4 protein-coding genes are annotated in these 4,832 nt (G+C 57.0%); 2 read left to right on the forward strand and 2 right to left on the reverse strand.

All coding sequences use genetic code 11. The annotated features are described in order from the left end of the window. Window positions 1-824: NAD(P) transhydrogenase subunit alpha (locus AC1DSG_RS27750; protein ID WP_477793733.1), on the reverse strand; the 824-nt coding region annotated here is incomplete at its 3' end. A 434-nt stretch (window positions 825-1,258) separates the two neighbouring features. Further along, window positions 1,259-2,158: a LysR family transcriptional regulator gene (locus AC1DSG_RS27755; RefSeq protein WP_477793734.1), complete on the reverse strand. Its 900-nt coding sequence runs from the start codon at window positions 2,156-2,158 to the stop codon at window positions 1,259-1,261. A gap of 158 nt (window positions 2,159-2,316) precedes the next feature. Here AC1DSG_RS27755 and AC1DSG_RS27760 point away from each other — a divergent pair, with 158 nt between their 5' ends. Together AC1DSG_RS27760 and AC1DSG_RS27765 are read left to right on the forward strand one after the other, a co-directional pair. Continuing rightward, on the forward strand, window positions 2,317-3,498 hold the full coding sequence (locus AC1DSG_RS27760; protein ID WP_477793735.1) for an acyl-CoA dehydrogenase: 1,182 nt from the start codon (window positions 2,317-2,319) through the stop codon (window positions 3,496-3,498). A 13-nt stretch (window positions 3,499-3,511) separates the two neighbouring features. Beyond that, entirely contained in the window at window positions 3,512-4,732 is a 1,221-nt protein-coding gene (locus AC1DSG_RS27765; RefSeq protein WP_477793736.1) for a CaiB/BaiF CoA transferase family protein, read from the forward strand. The last annotated feature ends 100 nt before the right edge of the window (window positions 4,733-4,832 follow it).

Raw genomic sequence — 4,832 nt, forward strand, 5'->3', positions numbered from 1 at the left:
GTTTCCGCGCTCAACAGCGTTGGCGCCTTGCGGCCCGGGATCAGTGCGGTGGTGATGACGATGTCAGCCTGCTTGGCGCGTTCGTGCACAGCCAGGGCCTGACGTTGCATCCAGCTGGCGGGCATTGGGCGCGCGTAACCGCCGACGCCGACGGCGCATTCGCGCTCTTCATCGGTTTCGTACGGCACGTCGACGAACTTGGCTCCGAGGGATTCGATTTGTTCCTTCACCGCCGGACGTACGTCCGAGGCCTCGATCACTGCACCCAGACGCTTGGCGGTTGCAATGGCCTGCAAACCTGCCACACCTGCGCCCAGAATCAGCACGCGTGCTGCTTTCACAGTGCCTGCAGCGGTCATCAGCATCGGCATGAAGCGTGGGTAGTGATGAGCGGCCAACAACACGGCTTTATAGCCGGCGATGTTCGCTTGGGAAGACAGCACATCCAGGCTCTGCGCGCGGGAGGTGCGTGGTGCGGCCTCCAGTGCGAAGGCGGTAATACCGCGTTCGGCCAGCTTGGCGATAGTTTCATTGCTGAACGGATTGAGCATGCCCACCACAACGGTGCCGCTTTTAATCAGTGTCAGTTCGCTGTCGCTGGGAGCGACCACCTTGAGAATCAGCTCGGCACCAAACGCATCGTTGGCGCTGCCAATCGTTGCGCCTGCCGCTTCATAAGCACTGTCGACAACACTGGCATTAATGCCGGCGCCGCTTTGCACAGTGACCTTATGACCTTGGCCGATCAGCTTCTTGATGGTTTCCGGGGTTGCAGCAACCCGTGTTTCACCCGTCTGGGTTTCGAGAGGAACACCAATGTGCACGTCAAATCTCCTGCGTGATCTTATTGAGTAAACCCAGGCACTACGGATGGTGCGGCTGGGGCGGCCGATCAGCACGATCCCGCCGAATCAGGGCGGGGCGCGGCATTTTGCAGGCGAACTTTGTGCCCTTCAAGGGATTATGACGGGTGACGGAAAATTAACTACAAGTCACCCCGTGACCGAATGTCGCAAGTAATGGGTTCAACCCCTTGTAGGCCGCGACTTGTAGGAGGTTTTGTTGAAAATTTGGAAATTGCATATCTTTACCGTGAATGAGTCGTCATCGCCCGCCAATAGCGGCTCAAAGCCACGTCGTCAGGCGCTTGTGGGACGTTTGTGCTGCTTTTCAGTACAGTCTGTGGATATGCGACATATAGTTATATCTGTAGGGCTTTTGTTTTATTGACTACGGGGTCAGCTATTGGCTGAGGCCTTTATCCTTCTAGGTTGTAGCTGTGGGCTTGATTGAGTAGCCAGTCACGAAACGCCTTTAAAGAGGCCGATTCCACCTTTCGCTCGGGAATCATCAGGTAATAAGCCTTGATGCTCGACAAGGCTCGAGTGCTGGCAATCACCAGGCGCTTTTCCGCCAATTCACGCTGAATCAGGAACGGTGGAATCAGCGCAATCCCCATGTCGTGCATCGCGGCTTGAGCGAGCATGGAGAATAGCTCGTAGCGCGGTCCTGTCATGTCCCGAGGGATATTCAGATTCTCGGAATTGAACCACTGACGCCAGGCATAAGGACGAGTGGTCTGTTGCAACAGTGGTAGTTCCGCAATTTCAACGGGTGTCAGATTTGTCTTTTTGCCCAGTAGGGCGGGGCTGCATACCKGCATCGGATTTTCTCCCATCAACCTGTGGGACTCGGTCCCTGACCAATCGGCGTCACCGAAGTAAATCGCTGCATCAAAATCGGTGTCTGCGAACAGGAAGGGGCGCGTGCGGTTGGTGAGGTTGACCGTAACTTCCGGGTGCTTGAGTTGAAAGTCTTTAAGTCGTGGGAGTAACCATTGAGTGCCAAAGGTTGGAACCACTGCCAGTTCGATCACGTTGGCGCCCTGTTGCCCCATCACTGACAGCGTGTCCCGCTCCACCGCGTCGAGTTGGGTGGCCACGCGGCGGCTGTAGGAAAGGCCGGCTTCCGTCAGCTTCACCCCGCGTCGCGAGCGTCGGAAAAGTTCGACGCTTAGGAACTCTTCCAGGCTGGCGATCTGTCGGCAAATGGCGCCCTGAGTCAGCGAAAGCTCCAGGGCGGCTTTGGTAAAGCTTTCGTGGCGTGCGGCCGCTTCGAAGCTGATCAGGGCTGTAGTGCTGGGGATTTTCCTACGCATGTACGTCAACCTCACTAATACATCGCATAAAGGCTCTTTTACGATGTTTCGGAGTGAGAAATTAGCACAACAGTATGCAAAATCCTCGTTTGCCGTAATGCCGTACCCGGCCTAGGATCAGTCCACGTAATTTGACCCTGATTCGAGAGGACACACTCATGGGCGGTAAAGCGAGCTTCAACTGGATCGATCCTCTGTTGCTGGATCAACAGCTCACTGAAGAAGAACGCATGATTCGCGACACTGCCGAGCAATTCGCTCAGCAGAAGCTCGCACCGCGCGTTCTTGAAGCTTTCCGCCACGAGAAGACCGACCCGGCGATCTTCCGTGAAATGGGCGAAGTCGGCCTGTTGGGCGCGACTATCCCTGAGCAGTACGGTGGAAGCGGCCTCAACTACGTCAGCTACGGCTTGATTGCTCGTGAAGTCGAGCGTGTCGACTCCGGCTACCGATCGATGATGAGCGTGCAGTCCTCGCTGGTGATGGTGCCGATCAACGAATTCGGCACTGAAGCACAGAAACAAAAGTACCTGCCGAAACTGGCTACCGGTGAGTGGATTGGCTGCTTTGGTCTGACAGAGCCTAACCACGGTTCCGACCCGGGCGCGATGATTACTCGCGCGCGCAAAGTGGAAGGCGGCTACAGCCTGACCGGCAACAAAATGTGGATCACCAACAGTCCGATTGCTGATGTCTTTGTGGTCTGGGCTAAGGATGACGCCGGTGACATCCGCGGTTTCGTTCTGGAGAAGGGCTGGAAAGGCCTGAGCACTCCGGCGATTCACGGCAAGGTCGGCTTGCGTGCGTCCATCACTGGCGAAATCGTCATGGACAATGTGTTTGTCCCTGAAGAGAACATCTTCCCTGACGTCCGTGGTTTGAAGGGGCCGTTTACCTGCCTCAACTCCGCGCGTTATGGCATTTCCTGGGGCGCGTTGGGTGCTGCCGAGTTCTGCTGGCATACTRCTCGCCAATACACCCTGGATCGTCAGCAGTTCGGTCGTCCATTGGCTGCCACTCAGCTGATCCAGAAGAAGCTCGCCGACATGCAGACCGAAATCACCATGGCGCTGCAAGGCTGTCTGCGTCTGGGGCGTATGAAAGACGAAGGCACTGCGGCGGTCGAGATCACTTCGATGATGAAGCGTAACTCTTGCGGCAAGTCCCTGGACATTGCTCGCATGGCGCGTGACATGCTGGGTGGCAACGGTATCTCCGATGAGTTCGGTGTCGCTCGCCATCTGGTCAATCTGGAAGTGGTGAATACCTATGAAGGTACGCATGACGTCCACGCGCTGATACTCGGTCGCGCGCAGACTGGCATCCAGGCGTTCTATTAATAGGAGAACGGCCATGGGCGCGCTTTCGCATCTGCGGGTACTGGATTTATCGCGGGTACTGGCCGGGCCTTGGGCCGGGCAGATTCTTGCGGACCTTGGCGCTGAGGTGATCAAGGTTGAGCGCCCGGGCAATGGTGATGACACGCGTGCCTGGGGGCCTCCTTTTCTTAAAGACGCCTATGGCGAGAACACCAGCGAGGCCGCTTATTACTTGTCGGCCAACCGCAACAAGCAATCGGTCACCATCGACTTCACGCGTCCGGAAGGTCAGAAGTTGGTGCGGGAGTTGGCGGCCAAGTCGGACATCCTGATCGAAAACTTCAAGGTCGGTGGGCTGGCAGCTTACGGGCTGGACTATGAGTCGCTCAAGGCGATCAATCCGAATCTGATTTATTGCTCGATTACGGGGTTTGGTCAGACGGGGCCCTACGCCAAGCGTGCGGGCTATGACTTCATGATTCAGGGCTTGGGTGGCCTGATGAGCCTGACGGGGCGGCCGGAAGGGGATGACGGTGCCGGGCCGGTGAAGGTCGGTGTGGCGCTGACAGACATCTTGACCGGCCTCTACTCGACGGTGGCGATTCTGGCTGCGCTTGCGCACCGGGATCACGACGGTGGCGGCCAGCATATCGACATGGCATTGCTGGATGTCCAGGTCGCATGCCTGGCCAACCAGGCAATGAACTACCTGACGACAGGCAATGCACCGAAGCGCCTGGGTAATGCCCATCCGAACATCGTGCCCTATCAGGACTTTCCTACGGCGGATGGCGACTTCATCCTCACCGTGGGTAACGATGGTCAATTCCGCAAGTTTGCCGAAGTGGCCGGGCAGCCGCAGTGGGCGGATGACCCGCGCTTTGCGACGAATAAGATGCGAGTGGCAAATCGGGCAATTTTGATTCCGCTGATCCGTCAGGCGACGGTGTTCAAGACCACTGCTGAGTGGGTGCTGCAGTTGGAGCAAGCTGGTGTGCCATGTGGTCCGATCAATGATCTGGCGCAGATGTTTGCTGATCCTCAGGTCAAGGCGCGTGGGTTGGCAATTGAGATGCCTCATTCGTTGGCGGGGAGCGTGCCGCAGGTGGCGAGCCCGATTCGTTTGTCCAAGACCCCGGTGGAGTATCGCAATGCTCCTCCGTTGTTGGGCGAACATACGCAGGAGGTTTTGCAGCGCGTGTTGGGCCTGGGGGCTGGTGCGGTAGCTGCTTTCAAAGAGTCRGGGGTGCTTTGAGGGTCGCTTCTATATAGAAGAGGCTGGTTTGCTCCTCTATATAGAGAGGAATCGGGTTGTTTTCCGCCTTTTTGCAAGTTATTGATAGAGAGGCCAAATC

This window comes from Pseudomonas sp. P5_A12 (assembly GCF_056400685.1).